At 66.9% G+C, this 15,395-nt stretch carries 14 protein-coding genes; 11 read left to right on the top strand and 3 right to left on the bottom strand.

All coding sequences use genetic code 11. The annotated features are described in order from the left end of the window. The first annotated feature begins 49 nt into the window (after positions 1–49). From ACYJSS_RS08830 to ACYJSS_RS08790, 9 genes are all read left to right on the top strand, one after another. Positions 50–220 carry a YhfG family protein gene (locus tag ACYJSS_RS08830; protein WP_236205631.1) on the top strand — a complete coding sequence of 57 codons (171 nt, stop codon included), beginning with the start codon at positions 50–52 and terminating at the stop codon, positions 218–220. Positions 221–595: 375 nt separating this feature from the next. Continuing rightward, entirely contained in the window at positions 596–1,927 is a 1,332-nt protein-coding gene (locus ACYJSS_RS08825; protein WP_236205630.1) for an MFS transporter, read from the top strand. Positions 1,928–2,136: 209 nt separating this feature from the next. Continuing rightward, entirely contained in the window at positions 2,137–3,609 is a 1,473-nt protein-coding gene (locus tag ACYJSS_RS08820; RefSeq protein ID WP_236205629.1) for an aldehyde dehydrogenase family protein, read from the top strand. A 96-nt stretch (positions 3,610–3,705) separates the two neighbouring features. Next, the gene (locus ACYJSS_RS08815; protein WP_236205628.1) at positions 3,706–5,289 is read left to right on the top strand and encodes a BCCT family transporter; all 1,584 of its coding nucleotides are present in this window, start codon (positions 3,706–3,708) and stop codon (positions 5,287–5,289) included. Positions 5,290–5,409: 120 nt separating this feature from the next. Then, positions 5,410–6,531: an aromatic ring-hydroxylating oxygenase subunit alpha gene (locus ACYJSS_RS08810; protein WP_236205627.1), complete on the top strand. Its 1,122-nt coding sequence runs from the start codon at positions 5,410–5,412 to the stop codon at positions 6,529–6,531. A 259-nt stretch (positions 6,532–6,790) separates the two neighbouring features. Beyond that, positions 6,791–8,179 carry an amino acid permease gene (locus ACYJSS_RS08805; RefSeq protein WP_111262201.1) on the top strand — a complete coding sequence of 463 codons (1,389 nt, stop codon included), beginning with the start codon at positions 6,791–6,793 and terminating at the stop codon, positions 8,177–8,179. A 23-nt stretch (positions 8,180–8,202) separates the two neighbouring features. Beyond that, entirely contained in the window at positions 8,203–9,030 is an 828-nt protein-coding gene (locus tag ACYJSS_RS08800; RefSeq protein ID WP_459479658.1) for a phytanoyl-CoA dioxygenase family protein, read from the top strand. Between the two features lie 248 nt (positions 9,031–9,278). Further along, positions 9,279–9,530, top strand: a complete 252-nt coding sequence (locus tag ACYJSS_RS08795; protein ID WP_236205625.1) for a helix-turn-helix transcriptional regulator — start codon at positions 9,279–9,281, stop codon at positions 9,528–9,530. Further along, complete coding sequence (locus ACYJSS_RS08790; RefSeq protein ID WP_236205624.1) at positions 9,530–10,726, top strand: type II toxin-antitoxin system HipA family toxin; 1,197 nt, start codon at positions 9,530–9,532, stop codon at positions 10,724–10,726. Before ACYJSS_RS08795 ends, ACYJSS_RS08790 begins: the two co-directional genes overlap by 1 nt. 158 nt (positions 10,727–10,884) lie before the next feature. Here the strand turns inward: ACYJSS_RS08790 and ACYJSS_RS08785 are convergent, their stop codons facing one another. The 3 genes from ACYJSS_RS08785 to ACYJSS_RS08775 form a co-directional block, all read right to left on the bottom strand. Continuing rightward, positions 10,885–11,841 (bottom strand): NAD(P)H-dependent flavin oxidoreductase, encoded by a 957-nt coding sequence (locus ACYJSS_RS08785; protein ID WP_236205623.1) that lies wholly within the window; start codon positions 11,839–11,841, stop codon positions 10,885–10,887. A 134-nt stretch (positions 11,842–11,975) separates the two neighbouring features. Then, positions 11,976–12,221 carry a hypothetical protein gene (locus tag ACYJSS_RS08780; RefSeq protein WP_236205622.1) on the bottom strand — a complete coding sequence of 82 codons (246 nt, stop codon included), beginning with the start codon at positions 12,219–12,221 and terminating at the stop codon, positions 11,976–11,978. A 3-nt stretch (positions 12,222–12,224) separates the two neighbouring features. Further along, the gene (locus tag ACYJSS_RS08775) at positions 12,225–12,980 is read right to left on the bottom strand and encodes an MlaA family lipoprotein (protein ID WP_459479654.1); all 756 of its coding nucleotides are present in this window, start codon (positions 12,978–12,980) and stop codon (positions 12,225–12,227) included. A gap of 163 nt (positions 12,981–13,143) precedes the next feature. Here ACYJSS_RS08775 and ACYJSS_RS08770 point away from each other — a divergent pair, with 163 nt between their 5' ends. Together ACYJSS_RS08770 and ACYJSS_RS08765 are read left to right on the top strand one after the other, a co-directional pair. Beyond that, positions 13,144–13,887, top strand: a complete 744-nt coding sequence (locus tag ACYJSS_RS08770; protein WP_236205620.1) for a response regulator — start codon at positions 13,144–13,146, stop codon at positions 13,885–13,887. Continuing rightward, positions 13,884–15,212, top strand: coding sequence for an ATP-binding protein (locus ACYJSS_RS08765; protein WP_236205619.1), 1,329 nt, complete (start codon positions 13,884–13,886; stop codon positions 15,210–15,212). Before ACYJSS_RS08770 ends, ACYJSS_RS08765 begins: the two co-directional genes overlap by 4 nt. Positions 15,213–15,395: the final 183 nt, after the last annotated feature.

The following is a 15,395-nucleotide window of genomic DNA, read 5'->3' as shown; positions in this document are numbered from 1 at the left end:
CGTGGGGCAATCCGCTAGAGTCGTGCGGTTGCCGACGGGAGGTTCACCGATGCCAACGCCATCCCTGCAAGCCAAGAAGGCTTATTACGCCAAGGCGCGCCAGTCCAACTACGCGGCCAGCCTGCGCCTGGAAGGGGTCGAGACCACGCCAGCCGATGGCGAGCGAAAGCTGCCCTCACGTGAGTCCGTACTGAGTGCCTACCGCTCCAGGCAAGACTGATGGTCGACACGTACGGTACGGGCCAGGCCCCGTACTGCCACCCCGCCCCCGGGTCCTGCGCAATCGCCTGGGGCTGACCAGCGACGCGGCTCTGAACCGAGCCGAACGCTCCCTCTCCGAGATCGCTGCCAGCGAATCTTCGAGCGCTGCATGGGCGGGCCCATCGCTTAGCGTGCGGCGGGTCTCTCGCGAGCGGGCTTCCGCCTCCGCTCTGGCAGGCGCCCCTTCCGTGTGTGTCCGTGTTTCCAACGCCACCCGCACCGCGCCTTACACCCGCGCCATCGCCTCTCTACCGCCCACGCCATAGCGCCCGTTCTCCCTGCATTGCTAGCGTCGCTTTCGCCCATCCGGGGCTCGCTTCAGGGAGAAGCCTTCATGCCGAAAATCGTGCGCATAGCGGACATCATCGACGACAGCCCGCTCTCCTGGTTGCAGGTGCGGGTGCTGGTCCTGTGTTTTCTCATCGTGTTGCTGGATGGCTTCGACACGGCCGTGATCGGCTATATCGCGCCGGAGCTGATCCTCGAGTGGGGGCTTCAACGCAGCGAGCTGGCGCCGGCCTTTGGCGCGGGGCTGTTCGGCATGTTGCTGGGGGCGGTGTGCTGCGGGCCGCTGGCCGATCGCTTCGGGCGCAAGCGCGTGTTGCTGGCCGGCATCCTGATATTCGCCCTGGGCACGCTGGCGGCGGCGTTCTCCACCTGGCTGGGGCAACTGGTGGTGTTGCGCTTCGTCACCGGCATCGGCCTGGGCGGCGTGCTGCCCAACTGCATCACCCTGTCATCGGAGTATTCCCCACGGCGCCGGCGGATGCTGCTGGCCACCCTGAGCTACTCGGGGTTCATCCTCGGCCTCGCCCTGGGTGGCAGCGTGGCGGCCTGGCTGATGCCGGCACTGGGCTGGGAGGGGATGCTCGCCCTCGGCGGCCTGGCGCCGCTGGTCCTGGTGCCGGTGCTGATGCGCTGGCTGCCGGAGTCGCTGTACTTCCTGGTGGGCCACAAGCGCCAGCGCAAGACCCTGTTGCGCCTGGTCACCGCCATCGGCGGCAGGGACAGCTGGCGCGGCGCGATCCTGGTGGGCGACCTGCCCGAGCAGCCGCGCTCGCCGGTGTCCGTCCTGTTCCAGCGGGAGCGGGTACTGCGCACGCTGATGCTCTGGCTGACCTTCTTCTGCGGGCTCTTCGTCTTCTACCTGCTGACCAACTGGCTGCCCACCATCCTCCGTTCCAGCGGCTACGGAGCGAGCGAGTCGGCGCATATCGCCTCGATGATTCCCATGGGCGGGGTGCTCGGCAGCATCGTCATGGCGCTGGTGCTGGACCGCGTCGGGCCGCGTTGGGTGCTGCCGTTGCAGGCGGCGTTCTCGGCGCTGGCCCTGGGGATGATCGGCTCGCAGCTGGGCAGCGCCAGTGAGCTGATGCTGATGGTGTTCATCGCGGGCTTCGGCCTCAGCGGGCTGCTGTCCAACCTGAGCATCTTCGCCGCCACGCTGTACCCGGTGGACGCGCGGGCCACGGGGGTGAGCTGGGCCCTCTCGGCGGGGCGCGCCGGGTCCATCGTCGGCTCCATGATGGGTGCCTGGCTGTTCGCCCAGGCGGGCAGCCTGCCCGATTTCTTCATCTGGCTCGCGGTACCCGTGCTGGTGGCCAGCCTCGCGCTGGCGGTGCTGGGCTATCGCCGCCGCGCCCTGCTGAGCGTGGCGCCGGAATGACGCTTCCCGATCGGCCGGCGCGCGCTCTTTTGCGTCGGTCGCCTTTCTACCCGGCTCGCCAGCGGCCCGCCTCGGCCGAGCACCCCTCTGGCGAGGCCGGAGGGGAGTGGGCCGTGCTGAACGTCGCCGCCACTGCGCGTCGCCAGGGGCTTGCCCCAGGCGACGCTCACAGCCAGGCCCCATGCAGGGCCATGAGTGAAGGAACCACCATGAACGACACAACGCTCTACATCGACGGCTGCTGGGTCGGCCCGAGTCGCCCCAACCGCTTGAGCAGCATCAACCCCGCCACTGAAATGACCCTGCAGGAGCTGTCTGCGGCCGGCATCGAGGAGGTGGACCTGGCGGTGCAGGCCGCGCGCCGTGCCTTCGAAGGGGAGTGGGGCCACACCCGGGGTGCCGTGCGTGCGCGCTTCCTGGAGGCCATGGCCGATGACCTCGAGCGCCGTGCCGAGGAGCTGGCCCTGCTGGAGGTGCTCGACAACGGCAAGCCGCTGCCCGAGGCCCGGCAGGATGTCACCGAGGCCATCGCCTGCTTCCGCTACTACGCCGCTCTGGCCTGCGAACTGGACGAGCGCCAGGAGCAGCCACTGGTGCTGGACGACCCACGCTTCAGCTGCCGCATCCGCCACGAGCCGGTGGGCGTGGCCGCGCTGATCGTGCCCTGGAACTTCCCCCTGCTCATGGCCGCCCGCAAGGTGGCGCCGGCCCTGGCGGCGGGCGCCACCTGCGTGCTCAAGCCCTCGGAGCTGACACCGCTGACCGCCCTGCAACTGGGCCATACCGCCCATGCGGTGGGCCTGCCGCCGGGCGTGCTGAACATCCTGCCCGGCCGGGGCCAGGAGACGGGGCAGGCCCTGGCGCAGCACCCGGAGGTGGACAAGCTGGCCTTCTCCGGGAGGCTGATCACCGGAGCCAAGCTGGTGGCCGGCACCGCTGCCGACTTCAAGAACCCGACCCTGGAGCTGAGCGGCAAATCCTCCCTCATCGTCTTCGACGACGCCGATCTCGATGCCGCCGTGGAGTGGGCCCTGTACGGCATCTTCCACAACCAGGGCCAGGCCAGCAGCGCCACCTCGCGCCTGCTGGTGCAGCAGGACATCGCCGAACGCCTGCTGGAGCGGCTGGTGGAGGCCGTGCGGGCTATCTGCATCGGCCCCGGCACCGAGCCGGGCGTGCAGATGGGGCCGCTGGTCAGCGCGGCCCGCTACAGCCAGGTGATGGAGGTCATCGCCCAGGGCCGGCAGGACGCGCGCCTGCTCACCGGCGGCCGCCGCCCGCCGGGCTTGCACATCGGCTACTTCATCGAGCCTACCGTCTTCGACGAGCCCCACACCGGCAGCCCCCTCTGGCGCCACGAAATCCTCGGGCCGGTGCTGAGCGTGAAGCGCTTCGGCACCGAGGAGCAGGCCGTGGCGATGGCCAACGACAGCCTCTACGGCTTCGCCGCCGCCGTGATGAGCACCGACCTGGACCGCGCCCGCCGCGTCGCCGGTCAGCTGCGGGTCGGCGTGGCCTGGATCAACTGCTCGCAACCGGCCCTCGTCCAGGCTCCCTGGGGCGGCACCCGCCTCAGCGGCCTCGGCCGCGAGCTGGGCCCCTGGGGGCTCGACAACTACCTGGAGGTGAAGCAGGTGACCGAATACATCAGCGAGGAGCCCTGGGGGTGGTACCGGGGCTGAGGTGCGTTCCCCGTGCGCGTGGGGTGGCTGTGGCCATCAAGACCAACAAGAACAACCCATCTGTCGAGTTCGGCCCGACGTGGCCGGGAGGCATGCATGCCCCAGAACCCCCGCAAGGACTCCTTTCTCATCGCCGCGAGCCTGATCGCCGTGTCCATCACCGTGGCCGGTCTCGCGCTGTTCCCCCAGGAGTCCGAGGCCTTTGCCGATCGCCTCTTCGACTCCTCGACCCGGACCTTCGGCACCCTGGTGCAGCTCTTCGTCTTCGGTTGCGGCGTGGCGGTGTTCTACCTGGCGTTCAGCAAGTACGGGCAGATCCGCCTCGGCGCCGGGCGGCCGGAATTCGGCAACACCACCTGGGTATTCATGTTCATCTGCGCGGGCCTGGGCTCCTCGACCCTCTACTGGGGAATCATGGAGTGGGCCTACTACTACCAGACGCCGGGCCTGAACCTCGCGGCCGGCTCGGCCCAGGCGCTGGAGCACAGCGTCAGCTTCACCTTCTTCCACTGGGGCATCAGCGCCTGGGCGGTCTATGCGCTGTCGTCCCTGGCGCTGGCCTACCACTTCCATGTGCGCAAGCGCAGCGGCCTGGGGCTGGCATCGATCGTCGAGGCGGTGACCGGGTTCCGCGCGGCCGGGCCCATGGGCCGCCTGGTGGACCTGACCTTCCTGCTCACCATGTTCGGCGCGCTGACGGTACCGCTCGCCGTCACCGCCACCACCCTGACCCGCGGCCTGGCCAGCCTCACCGGCATTCCCGATACCTTCATCACCCAGGTGTTGATCATCGGCCTGGTGGCGCTGGTGTTCTCACTCAGCTCCTACGTCGGCATCGATGGCGGCATGCAGCGCCTGGCCAGGCTGGTGGGCTTCGGTGTGCTCGGTTTCGCCGGCCTGATACTGGTGATAGGGCCGACGCGCTTCATCCTGGACAACACCGCCAACGCGTTCGGCATCACCCTGCAGAACTTCGTGCGCATGAGCCTGTTCACCGACCCGGCCGGCGAGGGCGCCTTCACCCGTAACTGGACGGTCTTCTACTGGCTCTGGTGGGTGTCCTACGCACCGGGGGTGGCGATGTTCGTCACCCGCGTTTCCCGAGGGCGCACGGTACGCGAAGTGATCGCCGCGCTCATTCTCGGCGGCACCGCTGGCTGCTGGTTCTTCTTCGGTGTGCTCGGCAGCTACGGCGTTCATCAATTCGTTGCCGGCGTGGTCGATGTACCGGGTGTCCTCGCGACGCAAGGCGGCGAGGTGGCCGTGGAGCTGCTGTTCAACGCCTTGCCCCTGGGCAAGCTGTTCCTTGCGGCTTACCTCGTCCTCATGGCGGTGTTCTGCGCCTCGCACATGGACGCCGTCGCCTATGCCGTGGCCGCCACCAGTACACGCAACCTGCGCGAGGGGCAGGACCCGACGCCCACGCATCGGTTGTTCTGGTGCGTGATGCTGACGCTGATCCCGCTGGCGATGCTGTTCGCCAAGGCTTCCCTGCCCACCATGAAGACGGCGGTGGTGCTCACGGCCATCCCGTTCACGCTGATCCTGCTGGTCATGATCTGGGGCCTGTTCCGCTGGCTGCTGGAGGATTACGGCCAGGTGCCCGCCCAGCGCATCGCCGAGGAGTCCCGCGCGGCGCGCGAGGAGGGCGGAGGGGCCGCCATCGCCCCGGCACCCTGACCCGACGTCATGCCCGGATGGGGGCGGGCATGGCCAGCAAGCCCCCCTAATCGAGCGATACCACAAGAAGCTGCCTACGCCCGGGCTTGCCCGGCCAGGCGCCATAGAGGAGTACCGATGATGAACAGCATCCAGCGACTGCCCGCCGACTTCTGCGCTGATCCCGAGTTCGCCCATACGCTGCCCGCCAGCTACTACACGCACCCGGACATCTTCGAATACGAGAAGGAGGCCATCCTCGCCCGCAGCTGGATCTGCGTGGCGCACCGAAGTGAGCTGGCCGAGAACAATGCCTATGTCACCCGCGAACTGATCGGCGAGAGCATCCTCATCGTGCGGGGGCGGGATGCCGAGCTGCGCGCCTTCTACAACGTCTGCCCCCATCGCGGGCACCAGTTGCTGCAGGGCAGCGGTATGGCGAGGAACGTGATCACCTGCCCCTACCACGCCTGGGCCTTCCGCCTCGACGGGGAGTTGGCCCATGCGCGCAACTGCGCCGAGGTGGCCGGGTTCGACAAGAGCGCTTCGAGCCTGGTGCCGTTGCGGGTACAGGAGTACGCCGGCTTCGTCTTCATCAACATGGACAGCGACGCCGGCCCGGTGGAGCAGCAGCTGCCGGGGCTGGAGGCCGCCATGCGCAAGGCCTGCCCGGTGATCGACGACCTGCACCTGGCCGCCCGCTTCGTCACCGAGACGGCGGCCAACTGGAAGTCCATCGTCGACAACTACATGGAGTGCTATCACTGCGGGCCGGCCCACCCCGGCTTCTCCGACTCGGTGGACATCAATCGCTATACCCACAGCCTGCACGGCAACTGGACGCTGCAATACGGCGAGGCCAAGCCCTCGGCCCGGTCCTTCAGGTTCGACGACTCGGTGCAGAACCCATCCTTCGCCGGCTTCTGGGCCTGGCCCTGCACCATGTTCAACGTACCGCCGGGCGCGGATTTCATGACGGTGATCTACGAGCTGCCGGTCAGCGCCGAAGTCACCCTGCAGCAGTACGACATCTACTTCCTCGACAAGCAGCTCACCGCCGCGCAAAGGGCGTTGATCGAGTGGTACCGCGATGTCTTTCGCCCCGAAGACCTGCGCCTGGTGGAGAGCGTGCAGAAAGGCCTGCGCTCGCGGGGTTATCGGGGCCAGGGGCGCATCATGACCGACCGCAAGCGCAGCGGTGAGAGCGAACACGGCATCGCTCACTTCCACCGCCTGGTCGCACAGGCGCACCAGGGGCGTTGACCGCGCGCGGCGCTTCACGGCCTCGCCGGCGCCCCGCTGCAGGCAGGAGGTTGAGGATGGTCGACGATTCCAAACCGATAGCGGTGCGAAACCCGCATCCACGAGGGCGAGGCGGAACACCAGGACCGGTACCGGAGCGACGCAGAAAAGGCGGCCCAGCGCACCTTGATGCCGTGCCTGTCGCGGGCCAGGGGCGAGCGGCTGGTGCCGCACCTGTGACGCCGACACTGACGAACAACAACAAGAAAGGGGTAACGCAATGCACAACTCGACAATGCGCCGTGGGCTCAATGCCCGGCATATCCGCTTCATGGCCCTCGGCTCCGCCATCGGCACGGGGCTGTTCTACGGTTCGGCGGCGGCCATCCAGCGCGCCGGCCCCTCGGTGCTGCTGGCGTATCTGATCGCCGGCGCGGCGGTGTACCTGATGATGCGCGCCCTGGGCGAGATGGCCGTGCGCACGCCGGTGGCCGGCTCGTTCGGCCACTATGCCAACCGCTACCTGGGGCGCTTCGCCGGCTTTCTCACCGGCTGGACCTACGTCTTCTCGATGCTGATGGTGTGCCTCGCCGACGTCACCGCCTTCGGCATCTACATGGGCCTGTGGTTTCCCGATACCCCGCGCTGGGTCTGGGTGCTGGGCATCGTGTTCGTCATCGCCGCGATCAACCTGTGCAACGTGCGGGTGTTCGGCGAACTGGAGTTCTGGCTCTCGCTGCTCAAGGTGGTGGCCATCGTCGCGATGATCCTCGCCGGGCTCACGGTGCTGGTGTTCGGCATCCGCCTGGGCGATGCGGGCGGGGTGGCCTCCTTCGCCAACCTCTGGGCCCATGGCGGCTTCTTCCCCAATGGGCTGGAGGGCATGGTGGCGTCCTTCACCATCGTCATCTTCGCCTTCGGCGGCATCGAGGTGATCGGCCTCACCGCCGGTGAAGCGCAGGATCCGCAACGGATGATCCCCAAGGCCATCAACTCGGTGCCGCTGCGCATCCTGCTGTTCTACGTGCTGACCCTGCTGGTGCTGATGGCCATCTACCCCTGGCCGAAGATCGGCAGCCAGGGCAGCCCCTTCGTGCAGATATTCAGCGGGCTGGGCATCGACGCCGCCGCCACCCTCCTCAACCTGGTGGTGATCTCGGCGGCCATCTCCGCCATCAACAGCGACATCTTCTGCACCGGCCGCATGCTCTACGGCATGGCCGGCAATGGCCAGGCGCCGGCCTCCTTCGCCCGGCTCTCACCTGCCGGCGTGCCCTGGATGACGGTCCTGGTGATGACCCTCGCGCTGCTCGTCGGCGTGCTGCTCAACTACCTGCTGCCCAACGAGCTGTTCCTGCTGTTCGCCTCCCTGGTGACCTTCGCCGTGGTCTGGGTGTGGCTGATGATCCTGCTTTCCCAGGTCGCCATGCGCCGTCGCCTCGACGCGCAGGAGGTCGCCGCGCTGCGCTTCCCGGTGCCGTTCTGGCCCTGGGGGCAGTACCTGGCGATCGCCTTCATGCTGTTCGTCTTCGCCGTGATGGCGAGCTTCCCCGACACCCGTACCGCGCTCTATATCGGCAGCCTCTGGCTCATGCTCCTGGGCATCGCCTACCTCATGAAGGGGCCTGGCGACGAGCCGGCGGATGCGGCATCGACCCTTCGTCCCTGATCACGCACGCAAAGGAAACCTCCATGACCCGGCACCCCTATGAATTCGAGCTGCCCCATTCGCTGATCGAAGACTTCCACCGCGACGGCGCCATCTGCGTGCGCCAACTGTTCAAGGCCCAGGAGGTGGCGCTGCTCAAGCAGGGCATCGAGCGCAACCTCGCCAACCCCAGCGAGCGCGCAAAGGTCGCCAGCCGTCCCGACGACCCGGGCTGGTTCTTCGAGGACTTCTGCAACTGGCGGGAATTCGACGAATACCGCCGCTTCATCTTCGAGAGCCGTGTCGGCTCCGTCGCCTCGCAGCTCATGGGCGGCGGCACCGTGCGCCTCTACCACGACCACCTGCTGGTCAAGGAGCCCAACACCCGCCAGCGCACGCCCTGGCACCAGGACCAGCCCTACTACAACGTCGAGGGCCGGCAGAACTGCAGCATGTGGATGCCCGTCGACCCGGTGGCGCGCGTCTCCACCCTGGAGTTCGTCGCCGGCTCCCACCTCGGCCCCTGGTTGATGCCGCGCACCTTCCTCGACAACCAGGCCCGCTGGTTCCCCGAGGGCACCCTGGCCGACCTGCCGGATATCGAGGCCGATCGCTTCCGCTGGAACATCCTCGGCTGGGAGCTGGAGCCGGGCGACGCGGTGTTCTTCCACATGCTCACCCTCCACGGCTCCGGTGGCGTGGGCGGCAAGAGCCGACGCCGCGCCTTCTCCCTGCGCTTTCTCGGTGAAGACATGGTCCACGCCCCAAGGCCCTGGAAAACCTCCCCGGAATTCCCCGGGCTGGCGGACGAGTTACCCGCCGGCGCGGCGATGGAGCACCGATTGTTCCCGGTGCTCTGGCCGAGGGTTTGAGGGGGAGAGATGTAGGTTGGGCCGGGGCACGAGGCCCAACGCGCGGGGTTGAGCGTCACGGCGGTGGCTCATATGAGGTTCCGCAGCCCTGGGATGTCGGGACAGCCGCCGCTGCTCACGCTGACGGCGGCAGTTGGGTCGCCTGAATGACGTCGTTCTCGGTGCGTGAGGGCGATGCTGGTTCGCTTTGATCTTTCCATGAGTCAGGTATACGTTACATTCAATACCATTTGTTACGTATATAGAACATGGATCATTCCCTTATCACGGCACGCCTTGGCGAGAAGATCCGGCAGTGCCGCCTGAATCGCGGGCTCACGCAGGCCAGGCTGGCTGAGCTGGCGGGTATCACCCGGCAAAAGGTCATCGCTATCGAGAGAGGCGATTTGTCGGTTGGCATGCTGGCCTACGCGCGAGCGCTGGGAGCCATGGACTGTGAGTTCGCGCTGGTACCTGCGGCCATGCCGACGCTGGACGAGATCCAGGGAGTGTTCGCCTGATGACAGCCGTGCTGCGGGTGGCAACGCCGGAGGGCGAGAGCGGGAGGGTTCTCGACTCCAACGGGGACTATCTGTTTCGCTACCACGAAGAGGCCAGGGCGCAGGCGTCCATCAGCCTGCTCATGCCTGTGCGTGTTGATGAATACCGCTACCGGGAGCTGCATCCCATCTTCCAGATGAACCTGCCGGAAGGCTATGTCCTGGAACAATTGCGCAATCGCCTGGCCAAGATGGTGCGTGTCGATCCCATGTTGCTGCTGGCGCTTTCCGGCAGCAGTTCGCCTATCGGGCGGGTAGCCGTCAGCTCGGATGAGGTCGATGCGCTTCTGCGGCGACAGCAGTTCCCGGGCGAAAGGCTGGAGGAAATCCTGGCTTGGGATGGTACTGAGGATATTTTTGCCAGCCTGGTGGATCGTTACATTCTGCGCGCCGGGATTTCGGGCGTGCAGCCGAAGGTGCTGGTTCCAGAACAGTCGGGCGCAGCTTCACAGCGGCTCAAGTCGAAAACCTCCGAACTGATCATCAAGAGTGGCCGAGACGAGTTTCCTGGGCTGGCTATCAACGAGTTCCTCTGCATGTCCGTGGCCAGGGAGGCGGGGATTGTGGTGCCGGAGTTCTACCTGTCCGACAACACCAGGCTGTTCGTCATGCGCCGTTTTGATCGGGACGAGCAACTCGATCCCATCGGCTTCGAAGACATGGCCGCGTTGATGGGCCTGGCTGCAGAGCAGAAGTACAGCAAGAGCTACTCGGCCATCGCCAAGGCCATCCGTCTGTTCTGCTCGCCGGAGCAGGTGCAGGATTCATTGGCGCAGTTGTTCGCGATGGTCAGCTTGAGCTGCATCGTTGGAAATGGTGATGCCCATCTGAAGAACTTCGGACTGCTGTATTCCGACCCTACGCAGCGTGATGCACGGCTGGCGCCTGCCTACGACATCGTCAACACCACGGCCTACATTCCCGAGGACGTACTGGCACTGGATCTGGTCGGTAACAAGTCACTGCTCGCTTCCAGGCAGGGGTTGCTCGAGTTCGCCAGCGTTTGCGACGTAGCTCGGCCGGAGGAGGTCATTCGTGGGCAACTAGCAGCGCTGGAGCGTGTGCTGGCGCGTTCGACCGAACTGTGTGAGCGGGCGCCGAACGTGGTTGCCGCTATCCGCCTGAATGCTGGGCCGTACATGCAGACCTTCAGCTAGCAGGCTGTTAAAAACTGACGGTGTTGCCGTTGCGGCGCCCTGGGTTACACACGAAGCCAACGCGCCCTATGTGGATGGCTGGGCTCCATCCCACTTCTGGAGCACCGGTGGAGTGGATCGAAACCGCCGGCGCCCTATTTGTTTCCGCTGACCAACAGTCAAGTCGGCAGCAGCCGCGCCCTGGCCTCGGCATATTCGCGCTTGAGCTGGGCGATGTACTCCGCCGCCTTCTGCACCTTGCCGATCGGGGCGATGCCCTGGCCGCAGCCCCAGATGTCCTTCCAGGCCTTGGCCTCGCTGCTGCCGAAATTCATCTTGCTCGGGTCGCTCTCGGCGAGGTTGTCCGGGTCCAGCCCCGCCGCCAGGATCGAGGGCTTGAGGTAGTTGCCGTGCACGCCGGTGAAGAGGTTGCTGTAGACGATGTCATCGGAGGAGCACTCGACGATGGCGCGTTTGTAGTTCTCGCTGGCGTTGGCTTCCTCGCAGGCGATGAAGGCCGAGCCGATGTAGGCGAAGTCGGCGCCCATGGCCTGGGCGGCGAGGATGGCGCCGCCGGTGGCGATGGCGCCGGAGAGGGCCAGTGGGCCGTCGAACCACTGGCGGATCTCCTGGATCAGCGCGAACGGGCTCTTCACCCCGGCATGGCCGCCGGCACCGGTGGCGACCGCGATCAGGCCGTCGGCGCCTTTCTCCACCGCCTTGCGGGCGAAGGCGTTGTTGATCACGTCATGCAGCACCACGCCGCCATAGGAATGCGCGGCGGCGTAGATGTCCTCGCGGGCACCCAGGGAGGTGATGACGATGGGCACCTTGTACTTCACGCACAACGCCATGTCGTGCTCCAGGCGGTCGTTGCTCTTGTGCACGATCTGGTTGATCGAGAAGGGCGCCGCCGGGTTGTCGGGGTTCGCGCGGTTGTAGGCATCCAGCGTCTCGGTGATCTCCGCCAGCCAGTCCTCCAGCAGCGAGGCGGGGCGCGCGTTGAGTGCCGGCATCGAGCCGACCACGCCGGCCTTGCACTGTTCGATCACGAGTTTCGGGTTGCTGATGATGAACAGCGGCGAGCCGATGACGGGGAAGGGCAAGCGATCCAGCGGGGCGGGGAGCCGGGACATGTGAACTCCATTAGATCCGTTAATGAGAAAGATTCGCAGATTGTGGTGGCGCGCCCCTTCCGGTCAAGCACCGCCTCACGGTTCGGCATGAAGGCCCCCGGGGTTGGCGGGAGTGCAATGCCCGCCTGGCTTCTTCAGGGGCGATACAGCTGCAGCCGACCGCTGTCGATCATCCAGCGGGTGAACTCCGCCAGCGGCACCTGGTAGCTGTACACCACCCGCACGTCGTAGCCGGGGCGATAGTTCTCGAAGTAGTAGCTGAGCACCAGCGCCAGGCCGTCTTCCGACAGGCTCAGGCCCTGCTCGCGGTACTGCAGTTCGTCGGCGTTGCGCTCGATGTCCTGGCGCAGCAGCAGAGGGGCCTGGCGCGGGTCGTTCATGGGTTACTCCGCCTGCGTCTTGCAGCCCAGCCACAGGCGGCTGCTGTCCACTTGGCCCGCCCGGCCCTCGGCCACCAACTGTGCGCGCTGCTCGGCGATGTACTCGCGCAGGGCGGCGTAATAGTCGGGGTGTTGCTCCAACTGGTCGGTGAGGGGCAGGGCGGTGGCGCGCTGGTCCACGGTGTCGCCGACCGATTGCGCGGTGTCGATGGCATCCACCGTGTCGCTGTTGCCGCTGCCGAAGGGCGAGAACATGAAGTTCGCCACGCGGCCCACGCTGTCGCGGCTGTTGGCCGAGCCCAGCAGCGGCCACTCGACGGTGGGGCCGTTGCCGATGCCCCAGACGGCGAAGGTCTGGCCGAAGTCCGCCTCGTGGTGCGGCAGGCCCATGCGCCCGGCGGTATCGAACACCCCGCCGACGCCGAGAATGGTGTTGAAGGTGAAGCGGCCCAGGGTGTTCATCGCCCGCTGGCCGTTGCCCTGCAGCAGGTCGTTCACCAGCACCTTGGGTTCGGCGAAGTTGGTGGCGAAGTTGTGCACGCCATCGCGCACCGGCTCCGGCAACCGCGCATAGCCCCGTGCCACGGGGGCCAGGGCGTAATCGTCGACCACCCGGTTGACGGCGAACACCTTGCGGTTGAGCCCCTCGGCCGGGTCGCTCACACCGGGTGCCAGATCCGCGCAGTCAGCCTGGGTGGTCACCTGGCTGCTGCACCCCACCAGCGGCAACAGGCAGCCGCACAACACCCCGATACGCATCCCGTTTTCGAATCTTTTCTGCATCACCGACATACCGCCTACCTCCCAATGAATGGCGGCGAGGATGGCCTGGCGGCTTTGCTGGAAGATGTCCCGTTGATGCCGGCGTTGAAGGATTGTTGCCCGATTGAAATATATGACCGCCCGGCGCAAATGGTTTTAGATGAGCGACCCCAGCCAACCCGAACCGAGCATCGTGAACAGACTGTTGATCGTGGACGACGATGTGGAAATCCTCGCCCTGCTGAAAAAATTCTTCCTGCAGCACTCCTACGAAGTGGAAGTCGCCACCGACGGCGCCGCCATGTGGGCTGCCATCGCCCGGCAGCGCCCGGACGTGATCGTGCTCGACGTGATGCTCCCCGGGCAGAGCGGCCTCAGCCTGTGCCAGCGGGTGCACGGTGAGCTGGGCATCCCCATCGTCATGCTCACCGCCATGGGCGAATTGAGCGATCGCATCATCGGCCTGGAGCTGGGCGCCGACGACTACCTGACCAAGCCCTTCGACGCCCGTGAGCTGCTGGCCCGCGTGCGCGCCGTGCAGCGCCGCACCGGGGCCGCGGTGAAGGCCGGCGGCGACGAGGCGCGGCCGGTGATCGTCTTCGCCGGCTGGCAGCTGGACGTCGCCCGCCGCGAGCTGCGCTCGCCCGATGGCGTGATGATCCCGCTCTCCGGCGGCGAGTTCGACCTGCTGCTGGTGTTCCTCGAACACCCGGGGCGCATCCTCAGCCGCGAGCAACTGCTCGACCTCTGCCACGGCAACGCCCACGACGCCTTCGACCGCAGCATCGACGTGCAGGTCAGCCGCCTGCGCCGCAAGATCGAGCCCGACAGCAAGCGCCCGGACATCATCCGAACCGTGCGCAATGGCGGCTACCAGTTCAGCCCCGAGGTCAGCCGCCGATGAACTGGCCACGCGGCAGCGACACCATCGCCCGCTGGATCGCCCTGACCATCGTCATGGCCATGCTTGCCTCGCTGTTGCTCAACTGGCTGTTCGTGGAGCTGGCCGGCGTCTGGGCGCAGCCCTCCTTGCTCCGCAGCGGGGTGCTGGAGCGGGCGGCGCTCGCCACCCAGATCATCGAGGCCGCCCCCGAGGCCCAGCGTCCGCTGCTGGCCCGGGCCGCCAGCGCGCCGAATTTCTCCGTGCGCTGGGTCACCGGCCGCAACCAGTTGACTCTGCCGCCGGGCTTTGACGACGGCTTCCAGGACGATAGCGGGCTGATCGAGAAGCTGTTCGGCGAGGCCCGCCACCTGGAGGCCTACGACCCCGAGGACTGGCCGCCACCCAATGCCGATCGCCCCTATCAGTTGCTGGTGAAGCTGCATGACGGCAGCTGGCTGGAGTTCTCCGCGCGCTACCGCAGCTGGGGCCTGGACCCGGAGATACGCCTGGGCATCATCGTCGCCCTGGCGCTGATCGCCTCGCTGGCCGTGGCCTGGGTCGCCACCCGCCGCCTGGCCCGGCCCCTGGAGAGCTTCGCCCATGCCGCGCGGCGCTTCGGCAGCGACTTCCGCGCCCCGCCCATCGAGCCCCTCGGCCCGCGTGAAATCCGCCAGGCCATTCTCGCCTTCAACACCATGCAGGCGCAGATCCGCCATTTCGTCGCCGACCGCTCGCAGATGCTCGCCTCTATCTCCCATGACCTGCGCGCGCCGCTCACGCGCATGCGCTTGCGCGGCGAATTCATCGACGACCCCGAGCAGCAGCGCAAGCTGTTCCGCGACGTGGACGAGATGCAGGGCATGATCAACGCCGCCCTCGACTTCTTCCGCGACGACGCGCGCCTGGAGCCCGCCACCCCCTTCGACCTCGCCGAGCTGCTGCAGACCCTGATCGACGACTACCGCGACCAGGGCATCGACATCCCCTACAGCGGCCCCACCAAACTCGTCTACCTGGGCCGCCCACTGGGGCTCAAGCGCGTCTTCACCAACCTGCTGGAGAACGCCCTGAAGTACGCCCGCGCCCCGGCGATCACGCTCCACACCGACCCGCACGGCATCCTCATCGACATCAGCGACCAGGGCCCCGGCATCCCCGAGCAGCACCTGGAGGAGGTCTTCGAACCCTTCTACCGGCTCGAACCCTCGCGTAATCCCGCATCCGGCGGCGTCGGCCTCGGCCTCTCCGCCGCCCGCGCCATCGCCCGCGAACACGGCGGCGAACTGCACCTGCACAACCGCCCCGAAGGCGGCCTGCGTGCGCGGGTGGAGTTGCCGTGGGGGTGATGGGCGCCGAAGCCCGCTCTTGTAGGTTGGGCTGAGGCACGAAGCCCAACGAGCCAGGCCGAGCCTTGCTCCGTTGGGCCTCGCTAGGCTCGGCGCCAATCTACGGCGCTTAAAGCTCCTATTGCTCCCACCCTTCGCTCTGCTGGCAATGTGCCAATAAGCGGCTATTCCTATATCCAGTGC

It is taken from the genome of Pseudomonas sp. No.21, from assembly GCF_054558415.1.
This window is presented reverse-complemented; position numbering and strand designations above follow the sequence as displayed.

What these genes read in the sequence shown, in the direction of transcription:
- ACYJSS_RS08830 (WP_236205631.1), top strand. Translation starts at nt 50, where the DNA reads ATGCCAACGCCATCCCTGCAAGCCAAGAAGGCTTATTACGCCAAGGCG.
- ACYJSS_RS08825 (WP_236205630.1), top strand. Translation starts at nt 596, where the DNA reads ATGCCGAAAATCGTGCGCATAGCGGACATCATCGACGACAGCCCGCTC.
- ACYJSS_RS08820 (WP_236205629.1), top strand. Translation starts at nt 2,137, where the DNA reads ATGAACGACACAACGCTCTACATCGACGGCTGCTGGGTCGGCCCGAGT.
- ACYJSS_RS08815 (WP_236205628.1), top strand. Translation starts at nt 3,706, where the DNA reads ATGCCCCAGAACCCCCGCAAGGACTCCTTTCTCATCGCCGCGAGCCTG.
- ACYJSS_RS08810 (WP_236205627.1), top strand. Translation starts at nt 5,410, where the DNA reads ATGAACAGCATCCAGCGACTGCCCGCCGACTTCTGCGCTGATCCCGAG.
- ACYJSS_RS08805 (WP_111262201.1), top strand. Translation starts at nt 6,791, where the DNA reads ATGCACAACTCGACAATGCGCCGTGGGCTCAATGCCCGGCATATCCGC.
- ACYJSS_RS08800 (WP_459479658.1), top strand. Translation starts at nt 8,203, where the DNA reads ATGACCCGGCACCCCTATGAATTCGAGCTGCCCCATTCGCTGATCGAA.
- ACYJSS_RS08795 (WP_236205625.1), top strand. Translation starts at nt 9,279, where the DNA reads ATGGATCATTCCCTTATCACGGCACGCCTTGGCGAGAAGATCCGGCAG.
- ACYJSS_RS08790 (WP_236205624.1), top strand. Translation starts at nt 9,530, where the DNA reads ATGACAGCCGTGCTGCGGGTGGCAACGCCGGAGGGCGAGAGCGGGAGG.
- ACYJSS_RS08785 (WP_236205623.1), bottom strand. Translation starts at nt 11,841, where the DNA reads ATGTCCCGGCTCCCCGCCCCGCTGGATCGCTTGCCCTTCCCCGTCATC.
- ACYJSS_RS08780 (WP_236205622.1), bottom strand. Translation starts at nt 12,221, where the DNA reads ATGAACGACCCGCGCCAGGCCCCTCTGCTGCTGCGCCAGGACATCGAG.
- ACYJSS_RS08775 (WP_459479654.1), bottom strand. Translation starts at nt 12,980, where the DNA reads ATGCGTATCGGGGTGTTGTGCGGCTGCCTGTTGCCGCTGGTGGGGTGC.
- ACYJSS_RS08770 (WP_236205620.1), top strand. Translation starts at nt 13,144, where the DNA reads ATGAGCGACCCCAGCCAACCCGAACCGAGCATCGTGAACAGACTGTTG.
- ACYJSS_RS08765 (WP_236205619.1), top strand. Translation starts at nt 13,884, where the DNA reads ATGAACTGGCCACGCGGCAGCGACACCATCGCCCGCTGGATCGCCCTG.